Here is a 24,095-nt window from a genome sequence, read left to right on the forward strand (position 1 = left end):
GAATGTTTAGCCAAGTCGCAACCAAACTCCGCCAACCCTGAATTTAAACACCTATGCGGGCGTGTGACGCTGGGCGCATCTCTATCATTGTGATCCACCCATGGGCGGCTCCCCCGACACTCACCCTGCGACACTGCCCTCCGAACTCGCCTTCTGGGCCCTGTTCCACTGCCGCCACGCGCGCCCGCCAGACTCCCTTCTCCTACGCTGATTTACCCCACGGATGACGCACCCTTGTGCGCGCCTGCCTGAAACAAACGTAAGAGAAACCCCCATGAGTATTTTTGCCAGCCTGCACGAAGCCCACGCCTTCCTTGAACAGCATCCGGATATCGAGATGTTCGAGCTGTTTATCCTCGACAACAACGGCGTGCCGCGCGGCAAGTTGCTGCACCGCGACGAATTGCTGGCGGTGTATGAAAGCGGCCGTCCGCTGCCCAGCACCATCCTCGGCCTGACCATCAATGGCGACGATGTGGAGAATTCCGGGCTGGTGTGGGAGGTGGGCGATATCGACTGCCGCGCCTACCCGATCAGCGGCAGTTTGCAGCGCATGCCATGGCGGCTGATCCCGACCGCTGCGGTGCAGGTCAGCATGCACCCCACCGAAGGCCTGCCCGCCACCGTGGCCGACCCTCGGCATTTGCTGGCCAAGGTGATCGAAGGCCTGAACGCCGACGGTTATTACCCGGTGATGGCGGCGGAACTGGAGTTCTACCTGCTCGACCAGAATCCCGACGGCAATGGCCGCCCGCAACCGGCGCGGGACGTGGACGGCGGGCGTCCACGCGCAACCCAGGTCTACGGCCTGCGTGAGCTGGAGCAGATCGAACCGTTCCTCGCCGACCTTTACAGCGCCTGCAAACTGCAAGGCATTCCGGCGCGCACGGCGATCTCCGAATACGCCCCGGGCCAGGTGGAAATCACCCTGGAACACCGCGCCGACGCCCTGCAAGCCATGGACGAAGCGGTGCGCTACAAGCGCCTGGTCAAGGGCGTGGCGCACAAGCACGGCATGGCGGCGTGCTTCATGGCCAAGCCGTTCGATGACCTGGCGGGCACCGGCATGCATATGCACATCAGCCTGGCCGATGCCGAGGGCAACAACCTGTTCGCCAGTGAAGCCGCCGACGGCACGCCACTGCTGCGCCACGCAGTGGGGGGCATGCTCAGCACCCTGCTCGATTCACTGCTGATGTTCTGCCCCAACGCCAACTCGTATCGCCGTTTCCAAACCAACAGCTATGCGCCGCTGGCCGCCACCTGGGGCGTGGACAACCGCACCGTCAGCCTGCGGGTGCCGGGTGGTCCGGCCCATTCCCGGCATATCGAACACCGCATTTGCGGCGCCGATGCCAACCCTTACCTGGCGGCGGCCGCGATCCTGGCGGGCATCCACCGTGGCATTCGCGAACAACGGGACCCCGGCGCCCCGGTGGAAGGCAACGGCTACGCCCAGGCCAAGGCGTTGCTGCCCACCGATTGGCTCACCACCCTGCGCGCGTTGGAAGGTTCCGATTGGGCGCGAAAGGCGTTCGGCAGCGAGTTCCTGGGCGTGTACCTGGCGGTGAAACATGCTGAATACCGCCAGTTCATGGGCGAGGTGGGCGAGCAGGACTGGCGTTGGTATCTGCATCAGGCGTGATGGTTTTTACGGTGGTGAGGGCTTCGACCTTTTTTTCACGTTGCAAGGGTTAAGCTGCGAATCAAGGTCGTTCACTACCGTTTCAGTCACATGAGCCTGCGATGTCGCCACAACCTCCTTCTTCCATCGAGATCGAATACGCCGAACGCTGTGGCCTTGAGCACGCCAGGGTCTGCGGTGACACGCGCCCGCCCGGTCTGCGCCAGCGCCTGGCGTCATGGCGCGACGAGTGGTTGGTGCGCCAGGCGCTCAAGGTCGCTGGCGAGCCGGGGCTGATCCTGGACCTGGCCTGCGGCTCGGGGCGCTTCTGGCCGGTGTTGGCCGAGCACGTCAACCGGGTGATCCTGGCCTCGGACAATTCCCAGGACATGCTCGACCACGCCCGTAGCCACCATCCGCCGTCATTGCTCAAGCGCGTCAAGACCTTCCAGGGCTCGGCGTTTTCCATCGGCTTGTCGGCGAATGCGGTGGATTGCATTTTCTGCCTGGAGTTGTTTCGTCATGTGCCCAGCAGCGAAGGGCGCATGGCGTTGCTGCGCGAGTTTCACCGGGTCAGCCGCGACACGGTGATTGTGTCGGTACCCTCGCGTACCGCCGTGGAAGAGGAATTTCGCCAGGCCGGGTTCAAGGTCTTGAGTCAGCAGGAATTCATGCCGGGCTCCAGCCTGTGGCGGGTCTACGTTCTTCGTAAGAAAGGATAACTCCTACTTGTCGGACTATTCTTCATCTCCTGTCTGAGTTTTCATGGTTGCCTGTGCACTGCGGATGCTCGCTAGCCCCGTTCGCGATATATACTGCGCGCCATTCTTCAAGGGAGAGCCGTGTGGCCATCGATATTCACTGGATCTGCGACAACGATAGCCTCGGCCAGCATTGCGCCGAATGGCAGCAGTTGCCATTCGTCGCCCTCGACACCGAATTCATGCGGGTCGACACCTTTTATCCCATTGCCGGGCTGATCCAGATCGGTGATGGCGTACGCGCTTACCTGATCGATCCCCTGACCATCGACAACTGGCAACCCCTGGCCGCGTTGCTGGAGAACCCGGCGGTGATCAAGGTGGTGCACGCCTGCAGCGAAGACCTTGAGGTGTTGCTGCGCCTGACCGGCAGCCTGCCGGTGCCGTTGTTCGACACCCAATTGGCCGCCGCCTACCTGAACCTCGGCTTCTCCATGGGCTACTCGCGCCTGGTGCAAGCCGTGCTCGATATCGAGTTGCCCAAGGGCGAGACCCGCTCGGACTGGCTGCAGCGGCCATTGTCCGAGACCCAGGTGAGCTACGCCGCCGAAGACGCCGTGCACCTGGCCGAGGTCTACACTCGCCTGCGCCCGCGCTTGTCGGATGATAAATACGCCTGGGTCCTGGAAGACGGCGCCGAACTGGTTGCCAACCTGCGCCGCGAAGTCGACCCGTACGAGGTCTACCGTGACGCCAAGCTGGCGTGGAAACTGTCCCGTGCCCAGCTCGCCGTATTGCGTGAACTCTGCGCCTGGCGCGAGCAGCAAGCCCGCGCCCGTGACCTGCCGCGCAACCGCATCATTCGCGAACACTCGCTGTGGCCCCTGGCCAAATCCCAGCCGGACAACCTCGCCGCCCTGGGCAAGATCGAAGACATGCACCCGCGTACCGTGCGCCAGGATGGCCAGTTCCTGCTGGACCTGATCAAGCGTGCCGGCAGCGTGCCCATGGACCAATGGCCGCCGGCCGTGGCCGAACCGCTGCCGGTGGACGCCGCCACGCTGATCAAGCAACTGCGCGCCCTCGGCCAGACATTCGCCGAGCGCCTGGAGATGGCGCCGGAACTGATGCTGCGCAAGAAAACCCTCGAAGCCCTGGTTAAAAGTGGCTACCCCGATGGGCCTTACCAATTGCCAGACTCGCTGCGTGGCTGGCGCCGCGAGTTGATGGGCCAGGCGCTGCTCGACAGCCTGGCCCCTGCCGGAGAACAGCCTTGAAACGTATTTGCTCCATCTATCGCAGCCTGAAAAAAGACGGCATGTACCTCTACGTGCTCAAAAGCGACGCCCTGGAGCGCGTGCCGGAGCCCTTGATGGCGGCGTTCGGCAAACCGCACCACGCCTTCGACATGGTGCTGACGCCGGAGCGCAAGTTGTCCCGCGAAGACATCATCGTGGTGCTGGAAAATCTCGACAAGCAGGGCTATCACCTGCAAATGCCGCCGGCCGAGGACGAGTACATCGAGCACCTGCCCGAAGAGCTGCTGCGTCGCAACGACCCGATGTGATCGGGCAGTGCCCAGCCCGGGGCACAGGTTTCAATGGAATCGTATTAGTGGGCGGTGGCCGTAGGGAAGCGGGCGGCCGTCTGCACTGTTTTTGAAAGGTTTGAACCATGCGTGTTCTGATTGCTGAACAGGATCACCCGCTCTACGCCCAATTGCTCAATGACGCGGCGCCGGACCTGGAGGTGCTCACCAGCGGCGACTCGGCCGAGCTGTCGCGCCTGGCCGCCGATTGCCCGGTATGGCTGGGCCAGCCGGACCTGTTGGCGACGCTGTTGCGCCAGGGACACCAGCCGCAGTGGCTGCAATCGACCTGGGCCGGCATTACGCCGCTGCTGGCCGAAGGCTTGCCCCGCGACTATCGCCTGACCCGCGCCGTCGGTATTTTTGGCCAGGTCATGGCCGAATTTGTCCTCACCTACATGCTGGGTCACGAGCGCGAAGTACTGGCGCGACTGGTCAGCCAGGTCGAGCGCAAGTGGGACAGCCGCACCGGCCAGAGCCTGGCGGGGCGCAAGGCGTTGATCGTGGGTACCGGCGACATCGGCCAGCGTGTCGCCGAGTTTCTCGTGCCGTTCGGCGTCAAGCTGTACGGCATCGCCAGCACTGCGCGGGAACAAGCGCCGTTTATCGAAGTGGCCGGGCTCGACCAACTGGGTCGGTTGGTGGGGGAGGTGGACTACGTGATCAACCTGCTGCCCAATACACCGAACACCCATGACCTGTACGACGCCGCGCTGTTCAAGCAATTCAAGCCGACCGGTTTGTTCATCAACGTCGGGCGCGGTGTGGCGGTGGTGGATGCCGATCTGGTCGAAGCCCTGAAGGAAGGGCACCTGGCCGGCGCGGTAATCGACGTGTGCCGCCAGGAACCGTTGCCGCAGCGCCACCCGTTCTGGACCGCCTGGGGCCTGCTGTTGACCGGGCACAGCTCCGCGCCGACCTCGCCGCCGATGATGGTGGAGTTGTTCCTGGAAAACCTGCGCGCGTACCAGGCCAAGCAAGCCTTGCGTGGGGAAGTGGATTTCGAGCGCGGTTACTGAGGCGGCGCTGGGAGAAAATGTGGGAGGGTGCAAGCCCCCTCCCACATTTTGAGATTGCGTCAGTTTCAGAGGCTGAAATCACCTTCTGACACCAGCTCGCTCAGCGGCTTGCGCGGGCTTGGCGCTTCACGGCCTTGCAGGTACTCCGGCAAGGTCGATTTGTCGCCCAGCTTGCCCACCGCAACGGCGGCATGCAGCGCATAACCCTGTGGAATCTTCAGCTCCTTGCGGGTCAGCTCCTGATCGAAGCCGGCCATGCCGTGGGTGTGCCAGCCGCTGAGGCTGGCTTGCAGCGCCAGGTGGCCCCAGGCCGAGCCGGTGTCGAAGGTGTGCCACAGTGCCGGGGTTTCTTCCGTGGCGCCGGGGGCGATGAAGTCGGTTTTCGAGGCAATGATCACCAGGGCCGACGCATGCTGTGCCCAACCACGGTTGAATTCATTCAGCAGGCCCAGGAAGCGCTCCCAGTCCGGCGTATCACGGCGTGCGTAGAGAAAACGCCAAGGCTGCGAGTTGTAGGCCGACGGTGCCCAGCGTGCGGCTTCGAAGAAGCTCAGCAGGGTTTCCTGCGGGATGCTCTCGCCGGTAAAGGCACGGGGCGACCAGCGTTCGGTGAACTGGGTATGGATCGGGTAATCGGCAACGCGTGTCATGGGCAGCTCCTGATCGTCAATTCGGCGCTCAAAGCTACTGCGCCCCCGCTAGACTGACAAGTCTTGTCATACCGACAGTCGTAAGCGCTTGGCCCCAGGGGCCTTGGGCACTAGACTGGCGGCCTTTTCACCTACCGATACCGATGTAGAGCCATGGCCGCCAAAGTCGAACCTTTCTGGATACGCAAAACCCTTGAACACCTCGACCAGGAGGAGTGGGAGTCGTTGTGCGATGGCTGTGGCCTGTGCTGCCTGCAAAAGCTTGAGGATGAAGACGACAACAGCGTCTATTACACGCGCATCGCCTGCAAGCTGCTGGACCTGAAAACCTGCCAGTGCACCGACTACCCCAACCGCCGCGCCTCGGTACCCGACTGCATCCAGCTCACCCCGGGCCAGGCCGACCAGTTCAAATGGCTGCCGCCCACCTGCGGCTACCGCCTGGTCAGCGAGCGCAAGGACCTGCCGTTGTGGCACCACCTGGTCTGCGGCGACCGCGATGCCGTGCACCACGAACGCATTTCCCAGTCCGGGCGCATGCTCAGCGAAGGCAGCGTGCCCGAGGACGACTGGGAGGATTACCTGATCTTCCGCGCGGGCTGAGCAAGGAGTGTGTATGAGGGCGGGAACCAAGCTGGCGGCAAGTCTGGTGTTGCTGGCGTTGAGCATGCCTGCGTGGTGCGCGAAGAAAGTCGACCTGGATTATCACGTCAAGCTGCTGCCCCAGAGCGAGCAGGCCGAGGTGCGGGTGAGCCTGTCCCAGGGTTCGGCGGTGCGCAGCCTGAACTTCGACCTGGGCCGCACCGGCGACTACAGCGACTTCAAGGCCGATGGCCAGTGGAGCGTCAATGACCACCGTGGCCTGTGGCAACCCAGCGCCAGCAAGGCCAGCCTGACCTATCGGGTGCGCCTGAGCCACGCGCGCAAACCGGGTATTTACGAAGCGCGGATGACCCCGAGCTGGGCGCTGTTTCGCGGCGAAGACCTGGTGCCGCCCGCACGCCTCGACCAGCAGGATGGTGTCGAACTGGTCTCGCGCCTGGTGTTCGAACTGCCGGCCGGCTGGAAAAGCATCGAAACCGCCTGGCCGCGCATCGGCAAGAACAAGTTCCGCATCGACAACGTCTCACGCCTGTTTGACCGGCCCACCGGCTGGATGCTCGCCGGCACCCTGGGCAGCCGCCGCGTGCGCCTGGGCGAGACCGAAGTGACCATCGCCTCGCCCAAGGGGCAAGCCATGCGGCGGATGGATGTGCTGACACTGCTGACCTTTGTCTGGCCGCAGGTGGAAGCGGCGTTCCCACGTCATCCGGCCAAGCTGCTGGTGGTGGGCGCCAGCGATCCGATGCGCCGTGGTGCGGTCTCGGCGCGCGACTCGATCTACCTCAACAGCCGCACGCCGCTGGTCAGCGAGAACGGCAGCAGCCCGTTGATCCGTGAAGTGGTGCAGGCGATTGGCCGCTTCAACGACCACGACACCAGTGACTGGATCAGCGAGGGGCTGGCGGAGTACTACGCCATTGAGCTGGTGCGCCGTGCCGGTGGGGTGACCGATGAGCGCTATCAGGCGATACAGGCGCGCTTGGCCAGGGATGGCAAGGACGTGACCAGCCTGCGCGGCGACCACGTCAGCGGTGCGACGGTGTCACGGGCGGTGGTGGTGTTGCAGGAGCTGGATCGCGAGATCCGCGTAAAGACTCACAACAAGCGCTCCCTGGATGACCTCGCGCAGGCGGTGATGCGCGCCAACAGCATCACCACTGCGGAGTTCGTGCAGTTGGCGGAGAGCATCATCGGCGAGTCGTCGGTGGTGCTCGACAGCAAGTTGTTACGCTGAGTCTTCGCCATACAAAAAAGTGGGAGAGGGCAAGCCCCTCCCACACTTGAATCTAACCAGTGGTTTTAACCGCCTTCTCAGCCGCCACTTCCGCCTTGGTCTTCAGGTTTTTCAGCTCTGCACCGGCACGTTCGATCTTCGTGCGCACGCTGTTCATTTCCTGGCGGCCCTGTTCCAGCTTGTCTTTAAGCGCGCTGTGCCCGGTAAAGCCGCGCGCCAGGGCCACGCCGCCGATCGCCACCTGAATCAGGCCGAAAATCCCGCCACGGCGCAGGCCTTTGCCCACCATCATCACGCCACCGGCCACTGAGCCGATGCGCTCCCAGCCGTGCACGTTCTGGGTGGGCTGATTCTGGAAGGGGGTGTGTTCGATGATAGGTCGCAAGGTTGTGCTGTCGCTCATGATCTGTCTCCAACAAGGTCAAGTGTATGCAGCTGACTGCGCGCAGGCGCCGGATGTTCCCAAAAGATCAGTACTTGGGGCCCGAGCGGGTGTTGTTGCCCTTGGCCATGCGGTCGTAGAGCACCACGTTGACGGTGGCGGCCAGGTTCATGCAGCCGGTGGTGGGGATGTACACGACGTCTTCGCACCAGTCGCGGATGTCTTTATCCAGCGACCCGTCTTCAGGGCCGAAGATATACAGCGCGCGGTCGGGGTGAGTGTATTCGGGCAGCGGGCGGGCACCGTCCACCAGCTCCACGGCGACCGGGATGCAGCCCAGGGGCAGGATCTTCTTCAGGTCATCGATGCCGATCAGCGGAATGTCGTGGTGGACCTTCTTGGTGTCGGTGACGAAGTCCCGGGCGCGCTCGTAGCGCACGCCGGTGTAGAACACCGAGGCCACGCCGTAGCAGCCGGCGGCACGCATGACCGAGCCAACGTTTTCGGGGGATTTGGGGTTATACAGACCGATGCAGCTGTAGCGTTTATTGCCCACGGGGAAGGGTGCCTTGGAGAAAAGCGGCGATTATACGGCCTGAAGGTGGTGTATTGCTTGGGCTAACGCTATCGGGAGCAAGCCCCCTCCCACATTTGAAAGTGTTCACGACTCAAAATGTGGGAGGGGGCTTGCTCCCGATGAGGCCAGGACAGGCGACGACACTCTTCAGTCGTCTTTCTTCATCAACCCCGCCAACGCCGCAAACGGGTTATGCGTGGCCTTGGCGATCGTCGGGCTGCTGGTGGAGCCTTCGCCGAAGTACTGCTGGTCGGTGTAGCGCGAGTGTTCGTTGTCGTGGCAGTACAGGCACAGCAACTCCCAGTTCGAGCCATCCTGGGGATTGTCATCATGATTGTGGTTACGGTGGTGTACGGTGAGTTCGCTCAAGCGCTTGCCGGCGAACTCACGGGCGCAGCGGCCGCACACGTGGGGGTACATCTTCAGGGCTTTGTCGCGGTAGCCCATTTCCCGGTCGCGCTGGGCATCGGCAAGGATGCGGTCCAGCTTGGCGGTGTGGGAGGGCGGGTTGGTCGAGCTCATCATGGCTCCTGGCTGTTTGGTGGTCACGGATAGCGTTGATTCTAGCCGCTTGCGTCGCAAATGACCGCTGGGATCGATTTACTTTACTCATAAGGATCTGAAAAACATGCGTCTGCTTTCATGGACTGTTGCACTGCTGCTGTGTGTCGTTACCCTTCAGGCCCAGGCGTTCTCGACGCCCCAGCCCGGGCAGGTGATCGAGGTTGCCCTTGAACAGTTGCATCCGACCCAGGCGGTGGTGGGCTTCGACCAGATCTACTACAGCCTGGGCCTGTTCGCCGATAAACCCGCCAAGGTCTTCGATGAATACTGCGAAACCAACGGCCAGGGTGAGGCCGGCAAGGTGCCCGACAAGGCTGACCTGCACCAGCCCGACAGCTTCACCTGCAAGGACCCGGTGGGCACCCATCCCGAGGACATGAAAACCGTGGTGGTCGGCCCTGCCGGCCAGCTGTACCTGACGGACGGTCACCACAGTTTCACCACCTTGTGGGAAGTGCCCGGTGGCGGCCCGCGCTTGAAGATGTGGGTCAAGGTCACCGACGACTTCAGCAACAGCCCGAACATGGCGAGCTTCTGGCAGCGCATGGAAGCGGCCCGCAAGGTCTGGCTCAAGGACAACCAGGGCCAGGCCCTGCCGCCGGAACAACTGCCGGCGCACCTGGGCTTCAAGAACCTGCAGGACGACACCTTCCGCAGCCTGGTGTATTTCACCCGCAAGGCCGCCTATGGCAAGCCGGATGGCGGCGAGATCGCACCGGAGTTCCTGGAGTTCTATTGGGGTAACTGGCTGCGCACGCAGATTGATCTGGGCCAGTACAACCTGAACAAGAAAGGCGGCTACAAGGACGCTATCGAAGCGGTCGCCAAGCGCATGGTCGGCCTGGCGCCGGGCTCACAGGTGGGTGACAGCGGTTTCACCGCCCATCAACTGGGCGGCATGACCCGGCTGGACCGCGATGAGCTGGAGAAGACCTTCGACAAAAAAGTGCCGTACGTGATCGACTACCGCAAATCCCACGACTGACAGGGATCAACATGTGGGAGGAGGGCGTCTTGGGAAGCGTGCTCAGCCCTTGAGCTTCTCCGCAATCCAGATGGTGTGCCGGGTGCCCTTGTTGCCATGGGCAAACACCTGCACTTCCTCGGCCTTGAAACCGGCCTTGCGCAGTTTGTCGCTGAACAGTTTGTCGGCGCTGGCGGACCACACCGCCAGCACGCCCTTGGGCCGCAGGGCCTTGGCGCAGGCAGCCAGGCCACCGGCGGAATAGAGCCAGCTGTTGGCCTTCTGCGTCAGGCCTTCGGGGCCGTTGTCGACGTCGAGCATGATCGCGTCAAAGCCCTGGGGCTCGGCCTGCAGCACCTTGGCCACGTCTTCCATGCGGATCACCGTGCGTGGGTCCAGCAGTGGGCGACCGGACTTTTCCCCCAGGGGCCCCCGGTTCCACTCCACGACGCCGGGCACCAGTTCCGCCACCACCACTTCGGCGCTCTTGCCCAGGTGCTTGAGCGCCGAGGCCAGGGTGAAGCCCATGCCCAACCCGCCGATCAGTACCCGTGAGCCCGGGCGCCCCGCGACCTTGCGGCAAGGAATTTCCGCCAGCGCGTCTTCGGAACCGTGCATGCGCGTGTTCATCAACTGGCCGCCGTCACCGCCCTGGATCTTGATGACAAAGTCTTCACCGTATTCGAACAGGCACAAGGCACCGCCGTTGTCGGGGATCGGGGTGGTGTCCAGCAGAACGAAACGTTTCATGGAAATCTCATTGGGAAGGGCATTCTTGCGCGGTTGGGAGTAGCCTTACGACATTCCGGTCAGGCCATGGAGCCATCGATGAAGTGCAGCATTCTAACGGTCATTGTGTTAAGCGCGCTCGCATTGGGTGCGGCGCAGGCTCAGGAGTTGCAAACCGTACCGGTGGCGCCGGCACCTAGCCCCGGCGCACCGGGCACGCCAACGCCGACGCTGTATCCGCAGATCACCCCGCCGGCCGTGCCGAAGACGAACGGCTCACCGCCGTTGGTGCCCATCGTATTGCCGACACCGCCCAAGGACCAGACGGTGCCTGGCCTGCAGCAGAACGACAGCAAGCCGAAGACCCCCGGCGGTTAAAACTGTTGGGAGAGTAATTGCCCATCGGCCATGCGCAGGCGCTTGGACAACGCGATGGCGATTGCGCGGATGATCTTCGCCGCCACACGCGGCGTTTCATTGAGCATCTTTTCCAGGGCGTCCTTGCCCAGGTTCAACAACACGCAGTCGCTGGCGGCCACGCAACTGGCGGAGCGCCGCTCGCCGTCAAGCACGGCCATCTCCCCAAAGGCCCGGCCGCTGCGCAGGGTGGCAATGGTCAGGCGCTGGCCGGTGTGGTTGGTTTTCTGCACCGCCACCTGGCCGCTGTGGATGATGCACATGAAGGTGCCGGCATCGCCCTCGAGGAAAATCACCTCGCCCTCGGCAATGCTGCTGATATTGAAGTAGCCGGCGGCGACGTAGAAGTCTTCCGGCAACAACGGGTCGAACAGGCCGCAGTCCATGAGCATGTCGCGGATTTCGGTATTCATTAAAGTCGGGAGTGCCATGGCTGCAATCTTGGTCCATCAATCAGTAGGCGGTCCTGTGTTCAGACAGGACCGCCCCGCTAAGTTCCTTAAACCAGCCCCAGCGCCTTGAACACAAATGCATATTCGAGTGCTACGTCACGTAATCCCTGGTAGCGACCGCTCATCCCGCCATGGCCGGCACCCAGTTCGGTCTTGAGCAACAGCAGGTTGTCGTCCGTCTTGGTCGCGCGCAACTTGGCCACCCACTTGGCCGCTTCCCAGTACTGCACGCGGCTGTCGTTGTAGCCGGCGATCACCAGGGTGGCCGGGTAGGCGTGGGCGCTGACGTTTTCGTACGGCGCGTAGGCCTTGATGCGTTCATACACCGCAGGCTCTTCGGGGTTGCCCCACTCGTCGTACTCGGTGATGGTCAGCGGCAATTCCGGGTCGAGCATGGTGTTGAGTACGTCGACAAACGGCACTTCTGCAATCGCCGCCTGGAACAACTCCGGACGCTGGTTGAGCACCGCGCCGATCAACAGGCCGCCGGCACTGCCGCCGCTGATGACCAGTTGCCTGGAGGTGGTCAGTCCCTCGGCGATCAGGTGTTCGGCACACGCGATAAAGTCGCTGAAGGTGTTCTGCTTGTGTTCCTGCTTGCCATTGCGATACCAGGCTTCACCCAGTTCGCCACCGCCGCGCACATGCGCAATGGCGAAGGCCACGCCACGGTCCAGCAGGCTCAGGCGTGCATGGGAGAACCACGGGTCGAGGCTTGAGCCATAGGCGCCGTAGCCATACAGGTACAAAGGTGTCGGCTTGCCGAGCTGGTCGCGCTTGACCACCAGGCTGATCGGCACCTGGGTGCCATCGACGGAGGTGGCCCACAGGCGTTGGCTGACGTAGTCATCGGCATTGAACACGCCGAGCACCGGGGTTTCCTTGAGCACCTGCTGCGCGCCGCTGGCCAGTTCCAGCTGGCGCACCTGGGCCGGGCGGTTCAGGGCTTCATAGCGCAGGCGGATCTTGTCGCTGACGAATTCCAGGCTGTTTTGCACGTAGAGGCTGTAGGCGGCGTCGGGCAGCTCCACGCGATACGCCGGTAAGCCCTGGGGGTGCACTTCGATCACCGGCAGGCCGCCGATGCGCAGGCTCAGGGTCATGGCGCCGGTGTTCAGGCTGACACCGTCGAGCATCACGTCATCGCTGTGGGGGATCAGGTTCTGCCACTCATCCTCGGTCGGCACGTCGCCAATGTCGGTCGCCACAAACAGGGCGTAGTTGATGCCGTCACGGTTGCTGCGGATAAACCAGGTCCACGCGCCGTTCAGTTGGCCGTGGTCGACATCGTATTCATGGTCCTCGACCCGTGGCGCCAGGCAGGTGAAGTCCAGGTGCGGATGGTCGGCATCCAGCGCCCAGACCTCGCTGGTGGTCTTGCTGCCGAGCGAGAGCAGCAACTGGCGCTCGGAGCTGGAACGGTAGCAATGCAGGAAGAAACGCCCGTCGGGCTCATGGAACACTTCCTGCGCCGCCGTGCCGTCCAGGCGGTAGCGATACAGCTTGTGCGGGCGGTGGGTGTCGTCCAGCTCGCCGAAGAACAGGGTCAGGCTGTCATTGGCCCAGGTCATGCTGCCGTCGCAATCCTGGAACTCCAGTTCGCTGACTTTGCCCGTGGCCAATTCCTTCACGAACAGGGTGTAGATCTCTTCGCCACTGGTATCGAGGCTGTAGGCCAGGCGCTGGTGGTCGGGGCTGATGCTGAATGCGCCGAGGGAAAAGAAGCCGCCGTTGGCCAGCACGTTAGGGTCCAGCAACAGCTCTTCGCTGCTGTCGTCCACCTGGTTGCCGTCGTCGGCCGGGCGGCGGCAGCGGTAGTGGCGGGCGTATTCGTCACCGGCGGTGGTGCGCGTGTAATACAGGTACGGGCCCCAGGGGGAGGGCAGGGACAGGTCGGTTTCGAGGATGCGGCCCTTGATCTCCTCGAACAGGGTTTCGCGCAGGGCCTGCTGGTCGGCGAGCCGGGCTTCCTGGAAGGCATTTTCGGCCTTCAGGTAATCAAGGACCTCAACGCTGTCGCGCTCTTGCAGCCAGGCGTACGGGTCCTGGCCTGGGGCTTTACGGGCAATCGGGGCGGTCGATGAAGGCATGGAGCACTCTCTGTCTGGCGGAAGGTGGCAGGCATTGCAGCCGCGACACGCAAAAGCCGTTATCATAGCCGCCTGTTTGCCTACCTTGCCATGGACACCATGACCGAGAACGACTATCTGACCGCTTGGGGCCTTTACGCCTTCGCTGCCTTGGGCTGCCTGTTGGTGTGGTGGCGCATGACCCGCTGGATCTGGCGCTGGCTGCGCGAACCGCTGCAATTGCTGATGGCCGTGCTGCTGTTGAGCCCGACCATCGTCGACCCGGTCAAGACTCAGTTCGCACCGGCCGTGGCCATCACGGCCCTGGACCTGGTGCTCAAGGTCGGCAATAACGCCTGGCGGGCGATTTCCGATTTGTTCATGTACACCCTGATCGCCTTTGGCGTGTACCTCGTGTTTGTGCTGATCCGCTGGCCCATCGAGCGCGCCGCCAACGCCCGCCGTGAGCGCAAGGCCGCCACCGACGCCGCCTTGGCCGCCGAGCCTGTGGATGAAGACGATGAGCCGTTCCGTCGTCCTGCACCGGTGAGCGGTATGCGGGTCGAACCGCGCCTTTAACGTTGTCCGCCCTGCAGCGAGAGCCCTGGCATGTGTGAATTATTGGGCATGAGTGCCAACGTCCCCACCGATATCGTGTTCAGCTTTACCGGGCTGATGCAGCGCGGTGGGCGTACCGGCCCCCACCGCGACGGTTGGGGCATCGCTTTCTACGAAGGCCGTGGCCTGCGCCTGTTCCAGGACCCGGCCGCGAGCAGCGAGTCGGAAGTCGCCCTGCTGGTGCAGCGTTACCCCATCAAGAGTGAAGTGGTGATCGGCCATATCCGCCAGGCCAACGTCGGCAAGGTGAGCCTGGCCAACACCCACCCGTTCGTGCGCGAACTGTGGGGCCGCAACTGGTGTTTCGCCCACAACGGCCAGTTGGCGGACTTCCATCCCCGCGCCACGTTCTATCGGCCAGTCGGCGACACCGACAGCGAAGCGGCCTTCTGCGACTTGCTCAACCGCGTGCGCGAGGCCTTCCCCGAGCCGGTGGACATCGAACAGATGCTGCCGGACCTGATCGCCGCCTGTGCCGAATACCGCAGCAAAGGTGTGTTCAACTGCATGCTCAGCGACGGTGACTGGCTGTTTTGCTATTGCTCGACCAAACTGGCGCAGATCACCCGGCGTGCGCCGTTTGGTCCGGCGCGCCTCAAGGATGTCGACGTGATCGTCGATTTTCAGGCCGAAACCACCCCCAATGATGTGGTGACGGTGATCGCCACCGAGCCGTTGACCGACAACGAAAACTGGACCCGCTACGAACCGGGCCAATGGAGCCTGTGGCGACGCGGTGAATGCGTCAGCCAGGGCGTTACCGAGTAAGGATATCGACCATGTTGCTCAGTTATCTGCGGTTGGTGCTGTTTGCCATTGGCCTGTTGGTCGGCGTGCAAGTGCCGGGGTTTATCAACGACTACGCCAAGCGCGTCGAAGCCCACCTGATCGAGGCCCAGACCGGCCTGAGCGGGTTTGAAACCACCGCGCGGCAGTTCTTCAACGGTGACTTGAAGGCCTTGGTGGCGCATTACCGCGCCAGCGACGACCCGGTGTTCCAGAGCGACGCCAACAGCCTGGGCGCCATGCTTGACCGCCAGGTGGCGTTGGACAAGCAATTCCAGGCCATGCAAGGCCCGTGGTACATCCGCGCACTGCAAGTGGCGGTGGCCGCCGACCCGGATATCCGCCTGGAGACCTGGAACGGCTACAGCTACCAGATCCTGCTGACCCCCGAAGCCATGGGCTGGGGCCTGGGCGGGGCGATGCTGCTGTCGTTTGGCCTGGAGTGTCTGTTCCGCCTGATCGACTGGGTGGTGCTGGGTGGCAAGCGCTTGCGCCAGAGCCGGCCGATTGAGGAACGGGACCTGAAAGGTCTCTAACCCACACCTCGGTCTGATGTGGGAGTGGCGGTGCGACGACTCGACTTGCCCCCTCCCACATGTGTATCCGGTTTATTCAGTTACTCAGCACCATCCGCTCTTCGCCGACTTCCTCGGCATAACGGGTAACGACCTTCTGGCACAGCCCGACAATCTCCTCCACCAACTCCACCCCCACGCGCCACGACACCACCACCTGCAGGTTCGGCAGTTTCTGCGCCATCGGCAACATCACCAATTCGCCACGCGCCAGTTCTTCCCTGACCAGCACCGGCGGCAATGCACCAATCCCGAAGCCATCGCGCAACAACCGGGTAATCGCCGACACCGAGTTCACGCAGTTCATCCGTGGCGCGGCCACGCCGTTGGCCTGCATCAGGCTGATGACGTCCTGGTGCGGGTGGGAGTTTTTCGAGTAGGTGATGATGCGCTCCTGGGCCAGTTCGGCGAGGGAGGCGTAGTCGCGGTTGTAGATCGACTGGCTGGCGACGATCCAGGCCATGGGGTGGCTGGCCAACTCCAGGCTGCGCACGGTTTCCAGGCGCAGCAGGTCGGTTTGCAGGATCAGGTCGAGAAAGCCTTTTTGCAGCTGATCGCTGAGATTAAGCGCGGTATCGGCGACCAATTCGATTTCCACCAATGGGAAATGGTCCATCAGTTCCGCCACCAACGGGCTGAGCCAGGTGTGGATCACCGTGTCCATCGCACCGATGCGAATGCGCCCGACCTTGCTGCTGGTGGTTTCCAGGGACTGTTTCAGGCCCTGCATGGTCACCATCATCTGCTCGGCATAATCGAGCACCTTCAAGCCTTCCGGGGTCAGGCTCACGCCCCGGGAGTCGCGCAGGAACAGCTTTACCCCCAGCTCGCTTTCCAGCACGGCGATGCGGCTGGAAATCGAGGCCTGGGTGGTGAACAGCTTCTCCGCAGTCAGGCGGAAGCTCTTGAGCTTGGCCACCCAGATGAAGGTTTCGAGGAACTTCAAATTCATGGGATCAACTTTTTCTTATGCATGGATCGGTTTTTATTAGTTGGACGCCGCACCGGGCAAACGCCAAAAATCAGGCTATTCCACGATAAGCGCCGTTGGGGTGTCAGGACAAGTTGCGAGTTCTGCGTAAAAAATCCCACACTACAAAAAAACAAAGCCTACAGGAGCAACCAGCGTGAGCCGTCTGTTATTGAATTGCGACATCGGCGAGAGCTTTGGCAACTGGACCATGGGTCTGGACGCCGAGGTCATGCCGTTCATCGATTGCGCCAACGTGGCCTGCGGTTTTCATGCCGGCGATCCGAGCATCATGCGCAAGACCGTCAGCCTGGCCCTCAAGCACGGTGTACAGGTCGGCGCACACCCGGCGTACCAGGACCTGCAGGGCTTCGGCCGCCGCTCCATGGCCTACACCCCCCAGGAAATCCAGGACCTGCTGCATTACCAGATCGGCGCCCTCGACGGCATCTGCCGTGCCCAGGGCGGACGTGTCAGTTACGTCAAACCCCATGGCGCGCTGTACAACGACATGATGGCCAACCCGGCGCAACTGCGTGCGGTGATCGAGGCCGTGGCCGCGTATGGCGACCTGCCGCTGATGCTGCTGGCGACCCGCGACAACAGCGCGGCCCAGGCACTGGGCGACGAATACGGGGTGATCCTGTGGTTCGAGGCTTTCGCCGACCGTGCCTACGACGCCAACGGCCACCTGGTTTCGCGCCAGTTGCCGGGTGCCGTGCACCATGATCCAGAGGTCATCGTCCAGCAGTCCTTGACCCTTTCCCGTGGCGAACCCCTGACCGCCAGCGATGGCAGCCCGTTGTTGTTGCGCGCCAATACCCTGTGCGTGCATGGCGACAATGTCAGTTCGGTCGCCGCCGTAAAGCGTATCCGCGAGGCATTGAAGCCAGCATGAAGCCACGGATTGAAGTGGTGGCGATCGACTGCCTGATGGTGCGTCTGTTCGAGGTGATCGCCGAAGCCAATATGCCGTGGATGCTCTCTGCCACCCAGCGCTTGCGCAGCGGCTTTGGCGCAGCCCTGGTGGATCTGGTGCCGTCCTACACCACCTTGATGGTGCATTACGACCTCACGGCGTTGAGCCCGGCTCAGGCGCGGGAATTGATCGACCAGGCCCTGACCGGCCTGCGACCCCAGGCCCAGGGCAGCGGCCAGTGCCATGTGCTGCCGGTGTGGTACGACCTGAGTGTCGGCCCTGAACTGACATTGCTCGCCCAGCGCAGTGGCGTGGCTGTCGACGACGTGATCCGCCGCCACAGCGCCCACGAATACCAGGTATTCGCCCTCGGCTTCGCCCCCGGTTTTGCCTTTATGGGGCTGGTGGATGAAATCCTCGCCACCCCGCGCCTGAGCACCCCACGCCAGCGCGTGGCGGCCGGCAGTGTCGGTATCGCCGAGCGACAGACCGCTGCCTATCCGGTGGTTTCCCCTGGTGGCTGGAACCTGATCGGCCGCACGCCGGCCAAGTTGTTCGATCGAGAGCGCGACGGCTACAGCCTGATGCAGCCCGGTGACACGGTGCGCTTTGAGTCGGTCAGCCACGCTGAATTTATAAACCTGGGTGGCGATGACACGCCGTTGGAGGCGCAGGCATGAGCCGCTTGATCATCGAGGCCAGCACGCCGCTGTGCCTGTTGCAGGACGCCGGTCGTTTTGGCGTGCGCCACCTGGGCGTGACCCAGGGCGGCGCGCTGGATTGGGTGTCGATGTCCTGGGCCAACTGGCTGCTGGGCAATGCGCTGGACGCGCCGGTGGTGGAAATCACCCTCGGTGGCTTTACCGTGCAGGCCGAGGATTATTGCCTGTTGGCGCTGGCCGGGGCGGATCTGGGGGCGTATATCGATGAACGTGCGATCAGCCCCGGGCGCAGTTTTATCCTGCAAAAGGGCCAGCGCCTGCGCTTTACCCAGCCCTTCAGCGGCGCGCGGGCTTACCTGGCGGCCCCGGGCGGGTTTGATGCGCCGGATGTGCTGGGCAGCTGCGCCACGGTGGTACGTGAGGCGCTGGGCGGGCCGGACGGTTTCGGCAAGGCCTTGGCCGAAGGCGGGCGACTGGGCTACTCCGGTACCGGCGGCGGGATGAAAGTGCTGAGCGAGCAGGCGTTGCCGGCCAAGGCGCCGCTGGAGGTGATCGTCGGCGCCCAAATTGGCCTGTTCAGCGGCCAGAGCCTGTTTGATGCCTTTAACACCGAGTGGGCCCTGGACAGTCGCGCCGACCGCATGGGCATGCGCTTGCTCGGTACGCCCTTGCAATACCAGGGGCCCTCGCTGATTTCCGAAGGGATTCCGTTGGGTGGCATCCAGGTGCCGCCGGATGGGCAGCCGATCGTGTTGCTCAATGATCGCCAGACCATCGGTGGCTATCCGCGCCTGGGCGCCTTGACGCCATTGGCGCTGGCGCGGCTGGCGCAGTGTTTGCCGGGAGAAAAGCTGAGGTTGGTGCCGGTGGTGCAGGAAATGGCGCATCGGCAGCATGTGGAGTATCTGCGCCGGTTTGCGCTGTAAGGAAAGCTCCTACGGGAGTGCCAGTGTTTGTCGTCTTCGCGGCTTTAGCGCAGTCATGAAAACCTGAATGGGTTCATCCACTATCCAGGCTTTTCCATGCGCTATTTGAAGATTTTTGCCCAAGATGTGCTCGATAACGATGTTCCCGATGTGGTGTACCTGGAGTTCTATGACGATTCCAGGACCCCCGCGCTTGTCCATCGGGCCACGGCCTTCGATATCACCGACGACGGCCAGTTTGACTGGATCATTGCGGACGATCTCAATCAGGACGGCATTGTCGACACCGTGGACCGAGAGATGGCCATCGAGTTTGCCCAGCTGTTTCTGGCGTTCGAATGGTTCAGCCTCGACGAACCCTTCGACAAGTACCTGAAGGTATTTGCCGGTGACTTTGATAACAACGGGATTCCCGACACGGTGCGCTTGCACTTTCATCAAGGGGAGGGGGTGCCGCGAGATGAAACCATTGTCTATTCGGCAGCGGTGTACAGCGACGGTAATGGTCGTGGCGCCTCTGTCTCGATCAACCAGGACGTCAACAATGATGGGAAGGTCGACCGTCAGGATTCGGAACTGGTCAAGCGGTTCGCCGCGCTCTTCCTCAAGTTTGCCTGGATCGACCGCGAGCACTGCTGAGTGAGGGGCCTGTAGCCGATGTCCTCGGCTACAGGCCTGCCATCACTTGGACAGGAAGCGCATGCCTTCTTCCAACCCGCGCAACGTCAGCGGGTACATCTGGTCTTCCACCAACTCCCGCACAATCCCCGTCGACGCGGTATAACCCCAGGTATCCTTGGGATACGGGTTTATCCAGATCAGTTTCTTGTACTTGGCCATGAAGCGCTGCATCCACACATACCCCGGCTCTTCATTCCAATGCTCGACGCTGCCGCCGGCCTGGGTGATTTCATACGGCGCCATCGACGCATCGCCGATAAAGATCACTTTGTAATCTGCACCGTACTTGTGCAGCAGGTCCTGGGTGGAGGTGCGCTCCGAGGTGCGGCGCTGGTTGTTCTTCCACACCGACTCGTACACGAAGTTGTGGAAGTAGAAGTACTCAAGGTGCTTGAACTCGGTCTTGCAGGCCGAGAACAGTTCTTCGCAGATCTTCACGTGGGCGTCCATCGAGCCGCCGATATCGAACAGCAACAGCAGCTTGATGGTGTTGCGCCGTTCCGGGCGCATCTGGATATTCAACAGCCCGGCATCGCGGGCGGTGTGGTCGATGGTGCCGTCGATGTCCAGCTCTTCGGCCGCACCCTGGCGGGCGAACTTGCGCAGGCGGCGCAGGGCGATCTTGATGTTGCGGGTGCCCAGTTCCACCTGGTCGTCGAGGTTCTTGTACTCGCGCTGGTCCCAGACTTTTACCGCCTTGCCCTGGCGTTTGCCGGCGTCGCCGACGCGAATGCCCTCGGGGTTGTAGCCGCCGGAGCCGAACGGGCTGGTACCGCCGGTGCCGATCCATTTATTGCCGCCGGCGTGACGTTCCTTCTGTTCTTCCAGGCGTTTCTTGAATGCCTCGATCAGCTTGTCCAGGCCGCCGAGGGACTGGATCTGTGCGCGCTCTTCGTCGCTCAGCGAGCGTTCGAACTCCTTGCGCAGCCAGTCTTCGGGGATCAGCGCCTGCAGGTGATCGTCGAGCTTTTCCAGGCCATTGAAGTAGGCGCTGAAGGCGCGGTCGAACTTGTCGAAATGCCGCTCGTCCTTGACCAGGATCGCCCGGGCCAAGTAGTAGAACTCGTCCATGTCGGCAAAGGTCACGCGCTGTTTCAGCGCGTTGATCAGGTCGAGCAGCTCGCGCACCGACACCGGGACCTTGGCTGCGCGCATTTCATTGAACAGGTTGAGCAACATTATCGATTACCGCGACGGCTCATGAATGCCAGGCGTTCGAGCAACTGCACGTCTTGCTCGTTCTTGACCAAGGCACCGGCCAGGGGCGGGATGGCCTTGGTGGGGTCGCGCTCGCGCAGCACCGCTTCGCCGATATTGTCGGCCATCAGCAACTTGAGCCAGTCGACCAGCTCGGAGGTGGACGGTTTTTTCTTCAGGCCGGGGACTTTGCGCACGTCGAAAAACACGTCCAGCGCCTCGCTGACCAGCTCCTTCTTGATGTCCGGGTAGTGCACGTCGACGATTTTTTGCAGGGTGGTGCGGTCGGGGAAGGCGATGTAGTGGAAGAAGCAGCGGCGCAGGAACGCGTCCGGCAGCTCTTTTTCGTTGTTGGAGGTAATGATGATGATCGGGCGCTTCCGGGCCTTGATGGTCTCGTCGATTTCGTAGACGTAGAACTCCATCTTGTCGAGTTCCTGCAGCAGGTCGTTGGGGAACTCGATGTCGGCCTTGTCGATTTCATCGATCAGCAGGATCACCCGCTCCTCGGACTCGAATGCTTCCCAGAGCTTGCCCTTCTTCAGGTAGTTGCGCACGTCGTGCACCTTGTCCACCCCCAGTTGCGAGTCGCGCAGGCGGCTGACCGCGTCGTACTCGTACAGGCCCTGGTGGGCCTTGGTGGTGGACTTGATGTGCCAGGTGATAAGCCTGGCGCCGAAGGACTCGGCCAGTTGTTCGGCGAGCATGGTCTTGCCGGTGCCGGGCTCACCCTTGACCAGCAGCGGACGCTCCAGGGTGATGGCAGCGTTGACGGCCAGTTTCAGGTCATCGGTGGCAACGTAGGCCTGGGTGCCTTCGAACTTCATCGGTCATTCCTCGAATTCATCAATGCCCGGACTATACCGCGCGGCCCCGGCGACTGTGAACGCAGACGGGTTATTCAGTCTCTGAATGACCGGTCACGGCTCAATCCGCCGAAGGCTTTGGCTGCTCATAGCGCGCATTGAACGCCTGGATAAAGCCATTACGCAAAATCGCCAAAAAAGCGGAGAACGCGCTGACATTTTGCTGATGCACGCTGCCGCTGAGTTCCACGCGGGTGGCGAACTGGTTCTTCGCCTGGTTCTTCAGCACGGTCTCGCTGGCGCCCACCACGGCCTCCCAGATCGAACGAAAGATGTTCTTGTCCTTGTTCTCCACGTCCTGCTGCCAGTCGAAGACTTCCACGTCGCGCAGCAGCGGCTTGATGTACCCGGTCAACTGACCTTTTTCCGCCTGGGCTTCGATCACTACGTCCCCGGTGCCGGCCTTGAAGTCGAACTTGCCATAGGCCGCGGCGAAGTCGTTCATGCGCTTGAGCTGCAAGTCCCTGGCGCGAAAGCGAAACTCGAAATTCTCGAAATTGCTCAGCGGGTCGAAGGTGGCGGTGGCTTCCAGCGGAGCCTGGCCTTGCAGCAGGGCCTTGCCGTCGAAGCGCGCGTCGCGCCGGCCTTTGACGTCCACCACATTGGTCAGGTTGTAGAAGCTGGCGTTGACGTCGGTCGCGTCGATCTTCACCACGGGCTTGGAGCTGAAGTTGTGGAAGGCGATCTTGCCGTCTTCAATGCGCACTTCATCGAGGGTGATGGGGGCCAACTTACTCAACTGCTCGCGCCAGTCGGTGCCCTTACCGGTCTGGGAGGCTTGCTTGTTGGCACCGCCGTCGACGAAGTTAACCTCGGGCTTGATAAACAGCACTTTGGCCACCACCGCGTGGTCGTACCAGAGAGAGTGCCAGCTCACCGCCAGGTCGATCAGCGGCGCCTTGACGAACGGGACGGGCACCTTGCCGTCGACCTTGACGATCTCCAGGCCGTTGATCCGGTACGCGCCACGCCATAGCGCGAGGTCCACGTCGGTCACCTGGCCGCGGTAATCGCCCATGTCGGCGAGCTTGTCATTCAGGTAGTTACGCACCAGGTAGGGGAGCGCGATGCTCACGGCGACCAGGACCACCAGCAATCCGGCAATGGTCCATAGTGGCCAGCTGTAGCGACGTTTCATGGGGAGAGTCCTCTGTCCATACTGGTGCGGTGGACCCCTGCGGCAGGCGCAACGTTCCTTCGACTGGACGCTTTGCAGCACGAGGCATACCCTTGGAGCCTTTCTGAAAACCGCCTAATAGGACCCGCCATGAGCCGCATTTTTGCAGACAACGCGCACTCCATCGGTAACACGCCCCTGGTTCAGATCAACCGTATCGCACCCCGTGGCGTGACCATCCTGGCCAAGATCGAGGGGCGTAACCCGGGCTATTCGGTGAAGTGCCGCATTGGCGCAAACATGATCTGGGACGCCGAAAGCACCGGCAAACTCAAGCCGGGCATGACCATCGTGGAACCGACTTCCGGCAATACCGGTATCGGCCTGGCCTTTGTCGCCGCCGCCCGTGGCTACAAGTTGCTGCTGACCATGCCGGCGTCCATGAGTATCGAACGCCGCAAGGTGCTCAAGGCCCTCGGCGCCGAATTGGTCCTCACCGAGCCGGCCAAGGGCATGAAGGGGGCCATCGACAAGGCCGGCGAAATCGTTGCCAGTGACCCGGCCACCTACTTTATGCCGGCCCAGTTCGAAAACCCGGCCAACCCGGCCATCCACGAAAAAACCACCGGCCCGGAAATCTGGAACGACACCGATGGCGCCGTGGACGTGCTGGTGGCGGGCGTGGGCACGGGGGGCACCATCACCGGCGTGTCGCGCTACATCAAGAACACCGCAGGCAAGCCGATCCTGTCGGTGGCTGTCGAGCCGATGGTGTCGCCGGTGATCACCCAGGCCCTGGCCGGTGCCGAGATCAAGCCCAGCCCCCACAAGATCCAGGGGATTGGCGCCGGGTTCGTGCCGAAGAACCTCGACCTGTCGATGGTCGACCGCGTGGAACTGGTGACCGACGAGGAATCCAAGGCCATGGCCCTGCGCCTGATGCAGGAAGAGGGCATCCTGTGCGGTATTTCCTGCGGTGCCGCCATGGCCGTGGCCGTGCGCCTGGCCGAGAAGCCGGAAATGCAGGGCAAGACCATTGTGGTGATCCTGCCGGACTCCGGTGAGCGCTACCTGTCGAGCATGCTGTTCAGCGATTTGTTTACCGAGCAGGAAAACCAGGCTTGATTTATGTCAGCCGGTCAGCCTGGGCCTTCTGCATAATGGCCCAACTGTTTATCATGGCCGGCTGTCACGTCTGGCCTCCC

General features: G+C 62.5%; 28 protein-coding genes. 17 read left to right on the forward strand and 11 right to left on the reverse strand.

The features are described from left to right. Positions 1–274 precede the first annotated feature (274 nt). From J1N02_RS21735 to J1N02_RS21755, 5 genes are all read left to right on the forward strand, one after another. Positions 275–1,645, forward strand: a complete 1,371-nt coding sequence (locus J1N02_RS21735; RefSeq protein WP_098480201.1) for a glutamine synthetase family protein — start codon at positions 275–277, stop codon at positions 1,643–1,645. 101 nt (positions 1,646–1,746) lie between these two features. Then, entirely contained in the window at positions 1,747–2,346 is a 600-nt protein-coding gene (locus tag J1N02_RS21740; protein ID WP_027604278.1) for a class I SAM-dependent methyltransferase, read from the forward strand. Positions 2,347–2,468: 122 nt separating this feature from the next. Beyond that, entirely contained in the window at positions 2,469–3,602 is a 1,134-nt protein-coding gene (rnd, locus tag J1N02_RS21745) for a ribonuclease D (protein ID WP_146475776.1), read from the forward strand. Next, the gene (locus J1N02_RS21750; RefSeq protein ID WP_027604276.1) at positions 3,599–3,892 is read left to right on the forward strand and encodes a YcgL domain-containing protein; all 294 of its coding nucleotides are present in this window, start codon (positions 3,599–3,601) and stop codon (positions 3,890–3,892) included. Before rnd ends, J1N02_RS21750 begins: the two co-directional genes overlap by 4 nt. A gap of 107 nt (positions 3,893–3,999) precedes the next feature. Beyond that, a complete protein-coding gene (locus J1N02_RS21755; RefSeq protein ID WP_330214253.1) occupies positions 4,000–4,932 on the forward strand; it encodes a D-2-hydroxyacid dehydrogenase in 933 nt (310 codons plus the stop codon). A 65-nt stretch (positions 4,933–4,997) separates the two neighbouring features. On the opposite strand, the gene J1N02_RS21760 is transcribed toward J1N02_RS21755, so the two are convergent. Continuing rightward, the gene (locus J1N02_RS21760) at positions 4,998–5,582 is read right to left on the reverse strand and encodes a nitroreductase family protein (RefSeq protein WP_027604274.1); all 585 of its coding nucleotides are present in this window, start codon (positions 5,580–5,582) and stop codon (positions 4,998–5,000) included. A gap of 153 nt (positions 5,583–5,735) precedes the next feature. Between J1N02_RS21760 and J1N02_RS21765 the strand changes: the two genes are divergently transcribed. Together J1N02_RS21765 and J1N02_RS21770 are read left to right on the forward strand one after the other, a co-directional pair. Continuing rightward, complete coding sequence (locus J1N02_RS21765) at positions 5,736–6,185, forward strand: YcgN family cysteine cluster protein (protein ID WP_003172524.1); 450 nt, start codon at positions 5,736–5,738, stop codon at positions 6,183–6,185. A gap of 13 nt (positions 6,186–6,198) precedes the next feature. Further along, positions 6,199–7,419, forward strand: a complete 1,221-nt coding sequence (locus tag J1N02_RS21770) for a hypothetical protein (protein WP_169898350.1) — start codon at positions 6,199–6,201, stop codon at positions 7,417–7,419. Between the two features lie 52 nt (positions 7,420–7,471). On the opposite strand, the gene J1N02_RS21775 is transcribed toward J1N02_RS21770, so the two are convergent. The 3 genes from J1N02_RS21775 to J1N02_RS21785 all read right to left on the reverse strand — a co-directional run bounded on the left by J1N02_RS21775 (position 7,472) and on the right by J1N02_RS21785 (position 8,900). After that, a complete protein-coding gene (locus J1N02_RS21775) occupies positions 7,472–7,822 on the reverse strand; it encodes a YgaP family membrane protein (RefSeq protein WP_027604272.1) in 351 nt (116 codons plus the stop codon). 67 nt (positions 7,823–7,889) lie between these two features. Continuing rightward, entirely contained in the window at positions 7,890–8,357 is a 468-nt protein-coding gene (locus J1N02_RS21780; RefSeq protein ID WP_027604271.1) for an RNA methyltransferase, read from the reverse strand. A 168-nt stretch (positions 8,358–8,525) separates the two neighbouring features. Next, positions 8,526–8,900 carry a YajD family HNH nuclease gene (locus J1N02_RS21785; RefSeq protein ID WP_003210675.1) on the reverse strand — a complete coding sequence of 125 codons (375 nt, stop codon included), beginning with the start codon at positions 8,898–8,900 and terminating at the stop codon, positions 8,526–8,528. A 106-nt stretch (positions 8,901–9,006) separates the two neighbouring features. On the opposite strand from J1N02_RS21785, the gene J1N02_RS21790 reads away from it, so the two are divergent. Then, a complete protein-coding gene (locus J1N02_RS21790) occupies positions 9,007–9,927 on the forward strand; it encodes a ParB/Srx family N-terminal domain-containing protein (RefSeq protein ID WP_092356629.1) in 921 nt (306 codons plus the stop codon). Positions 9,928–9,969: 42 nt separating this feature from the next. Here J1N02_RS21790 and J1N02_RS21795 read toward each other — a convergent pair whose 3' ends face one another. Then, the gene (locus tag J1N02_RS21795; protein WP_065929156.1) at positions 9,970–10,656 is read right to left on the reverse strand and encodes a spermidine synthase; all 687 of its coding nucleotides are present in this window, start codon (positions 10,654–10,656) and stop codon (positions 9,970–9,972) included. Positions 10,657–10,734: 78 nt separating this feature from the next. On the opposite strand from J1N02_RS21795, the gene J1N02_RS21800 reads away from it, so the two are divergent. After that, the gene (locus tag J1N02_RS21800) at positions 10,735–11,013 is read left to right on the forward strand and encodes a hypothetical protein (protein WP_027604268.1); all 279 of its coding nucleotides are present in this window, start codon (positions 10,735–10,737) and stop codon (positions 11,011–11,013) included. Here the strand turns inward: J1N02_RS21800 and J1N02_RS21805 are convergent. Together J1N02_RS21805 and J1N02_RS21810 are read right to left on the reverse strand one after the other, a co-directional pair. Then, the gene (locus tag J1N02_RS21805; RefSeq protein WP_027604267.1) at positions 11,010–11,483 is read right to left on the reverse strand and encodes a cyclic nucleotide-binding domain-containing protein; all 474 of its coding nucleotides are present in this window, start codon (positions 11,481–11,483) and stop codon (positions 11,010–11,012) included. The genes J1N02_RS21800 and J1N02_RS21805 overlap by 4 nt on opposite strands. Before the next feature lie 68 nt (positions 11,484–11,551). Next, on the reverse strand, positions 11,552–13,594 hold the full coding sequence (locus tag J1N02_RS21810; protein WP_421147734.1) for a S9 family peptidase: 2,043 nt from the start codon (positions 13,592–13,594) through the stop codon (positions 11,552–11,554). 24 nt (positions 13,595–13,618) lie between these two features. Here J1N02_RS21810 and J1N02_RS21815 point away from each other — a divergent pair, with 24 nt between their 5' ends. From J1N02_RS21815 to J1N02_RS21825, 3 genes are read left to right on the forward strand one after another with little or no spacing between them, the layout of a single operon-like run. After that, on the forward strand, positions 13,619–14,152 hold the full coding sequence (locus J1N02_RS21815; protein ID WP_027604265.1) for a hypothetical protein: 534 nt from the start codon (positions 13,619–13,621) through the stop codon (positions 14,150–14,152). A 30-nt stretch (positions 14,153–14,182) separates the two neighbouring features. After that, a complete protein-coding gene (locus J1N02_RS21820) occupies positions 14,183–14,959 on the forward strand; it encodes a class II glutamine amidotransferase (RefSeq protein WP_421147735.1) in 777 nt (258 codons plus the stop codon). Between the two features lie 11 nt (positions 14,960–14,970). Next, positions 14,971–15,513, forward strand: coding sequence for a DUF2937 family protein (locus J1N02_RS21825; RefSeq protein ID WP_027604263.1), 543 nt, complete (start codon positions 14,971–14,973; stop codon positions 15,511–15,513). A 76-nt stretch (positions 15,514–15,589) separates the two neighbouring features. Here J1N02_RS21825 and J1N02_RS21830 read toward each other — a convergent pair whose 3' ends face one another. Further along, positions 15,590–16,504, reverse strand: coding sequence for a LysR family transcriptional regulator (locus J1N02_RS21830; RefSeq protein WP_421147736.1), 915 nt, complete (start codon positions 16,502–16,504; stop codon positions 15,590–15,592). A 175-nt stretch (positions 16,505–16,679) separates the two neighbouring features. Between J1N02_RS21830 and J1N02_RS21835 the strand changes: the two genes are divergently transcribed. The 4 genes from J1N02_RS21835 (at position 16,680) to J1N02_RS21850 (ending at position 19,668) form a co-directional block, all read left to right on the forward strand. Then, positions 16,680–17,420 (forward strand): 5-oxoprolinase subunit PxpA, encoded by a 741-nt coding sequence (locus J1N02_RS21835; RefSeq protein ID WP_098480196.1) that lies wholly within the window; start codon positions 16,680–16,682, stop codon positions 17,418–17,420. Beyond that, positions 17,417–18,121, forward strand: coding sequence for a 5-oxoprolinase subunit B family protein (locus J1N02_RS21840; RefSeq protein WP_421147737.1), 705 nt, complete (start codon positions 17,417–17,419; stop codon positions 18,119–18,121). Before J1N02_RS21835 ends, J1N02_RS21840 begins: the two co-directional genes overlap by 4 nt. Next, a complete protein-coding gene (locus J1N02_RS21845; RefSeq protein WP_092356650.1) occupies positions 18,118–19,029 on the forward strand; it encodes a biotin-dependent carboxyltransferase family protein in 912 nt (303 codons plus the stop codon). Before J1N02_RS21840 ends, J1N02_RS21845 begins: the two co-directional genes overlap by 4 nt. 96 nt (positions 19,030–19,125) lie before the next feature. Continuing rightward, positions 19,126–19,668: a hypothetical protein gene (locus J1N02_RS21850; protein WP_098480193.1), complete on the forward strand. Its 543-nt coding sequence runs from the start codon at positions 19,126–19,128 to the stop codon at positions 19,666–19,668. A 42-nt stretch (positions 19,669–19,710) separates the two neighbouring features. Here the strand turns inward: J1N02_RS21850 and J1N02_RS21855 are convergent, their stop codons facing one another. The 3 genes from J1N02_RS21855 to J1N02_RS21865 all read right to left on the reverse strand — a co-directional run bounded on the left by J1N02_RS21855 (position 19,711) and on the right by J1N02_RS21865 (position 22,911). Next, positions 19,711–20,889: a vWA domain-containing protein gene (locus tag J1N02_RS21855; RefSeq protein WP_024074064.1), complete on the reverse strand. Its 1,179-nt coding sequence runs from the start codon at positions 20,887–20,889 to the stop codon at positions 19,711–19,713. Beyond that, positions 20,889–21,734, reverse strand: coding sequence for an AAA family ATPase (locus tag J1N02_RS21860; protein ID WP_027604257.1), 846 nt, complete (start codon positions 21,732–21,734; stop codon positions 20,889–20,891). Before J1N02_RS21860 ends, J1N02_RS21855 begins: the two co-directional genes overlap by 1 nt. A 100-nt stretch (positions 21,735–21,834) precedes the next feature. Next, complete coding sequence (locus tag J1N02_RS21865) at positions 21,835–22,911, reverse strand: DUF748 domain-containing protein (RefSeq protein ID WP_027604256.1); 1,077 nt, start codon at positions 22,909–22,911, stop codon at positions 21,835–21,837. Positions 22,912–23,040: 129 nt separating this feature from the next. Between J1N02_RS21865 and cysK the strand changes: the two genes are divergently transcribed. Then, a complete protein-coding gene (gene cysK / locus J1N02_RS21870; RefSeq protein WP_065928169.1) occupies positions 23,041–24,015 on the forward strand; it encodes a cysteine synthase A in 975 nt (324 codons plus the stop codon). Positions 24,016–24,095: the final 80 nt, after the last annotated feature.

It is taken from the genome of Pseudomonas sp. NFX5 (assembly GCF_049132125.1).
GTDB classification, from domain to species: Bacteria; Pseudomonadota; Gammaproteobacteria; order Pseudomonadales; family Pseudomonadaceae; genus Aquipseudomonas; species Aquipseudomonas marginalis.